The organism is Pseudoalteromonas sp. MER144-MNA-CIBAN-0113, from assembly GCF_040308965.1.
Lineage (GTDB): Bacteria > Pseudomonadota > Gammaproteobacteria > Enterobacterales > Alteromonadaceae > Pseudoalteromonas > Pseudoalteromonas tetraodonis.
In genome coordinates this window covers 1-242 of sequence record NZ_JBEOOG010000547.1, presented here as the reverse complement: position 1 = coordinate 242, position 242 = coordinate 1, and the positions used below count along the sequence as shown (strand labels likewise).

The 242-nt window shown below is 43.8% G+C and carries 1 pseudogene; it reads left to right on the top strand.

What is annotated here, in order from left to right:
• Window positions 1-242, top strand: a pseudogene (locus AAEY57_RS20875) (monooxygenase); the annotation flags it as partial.

Here is a 242-nt window from a genome sequence, read left to right as displayed (position 1 = left end):
GCGCGTAAGTGCGTTGAGTATTGCGAGTCAAACCTTGCTTGAACAATTAAACGTATGGCCACACATAGTTGCTTTGCGTGCTAGTGCCTATACCCATATGGATGTGCGCGATGCAGACAGCTTTGGCAAAATAGCTTTTAATAGTGAGCAACTAGAGCTTGATCATTTAGGTCATATAGTTGAAAACGATATTATTTGCTACGCGCTTATAAAGGAGCTGGAGCAGCAGCCAAATGCTACGC